Raw genomic sequence first — 482 nt, forward strand, 5'->3', positions numbered from 1 at the left:
AGCTCCCTCTGCCAGCGCTCTGTCCTGTACCGCTCCAGCTACCAGATGCTGGGGATGTACGGCCTGCGCAGCCAAATGTGCAGGACCGACGCTACCTTCCGCGAGGTTCATTCCTTGTACCGAGCGCGCCGCCAGCTTTTCCGAGGTGACGCTTTCCGCTTGAAGCGCACGGCCGGATACGCTATCCGGGGCCAGATGTCTCGTAAGCACCGCCGAAGCCTGCAAATGGGCAGAGGTGACGGCTTCCGGGGCTAAATGGCTCGATTGGATCGCTTCTTCTGCCAAATGGTTTCCTTGCACCGCTTCGTCCGTAATATGCCACGGCTGCACCGAGTGGGCGGACAGCTTGGCGGCCGTCACGCTCTCATCTGCCAGTTTGTCGGACGTAACAGACTCATTCTGCAAGACATCGGTCGATATCGCCTGTGATGCGATATGCTCGCCCTGAATGGTTCCGATGTGCAGATGGTGCGGCTGGATAG

The 482-nt window shown here is 59.5% G+C and carries 1 pseudogene; it reads right to left on the bottom strand.

Annotation, left to right across the window (positions count from 1 at the left end):
• A pseudogene (locus QD47_RS29665) lies at window positions 1–482 on the bottom strand (hypothetical protein); the annotation flags it as partial.

It is taken from the genome of Paenibacillus terrae, assembly GCF_000943545.1.
GTDB lineage: Bacteria > Bacillota > Bacilli > Paenibacillales > Paenibacillaceae > Paenibacillus > Paenibacillus terrae_A.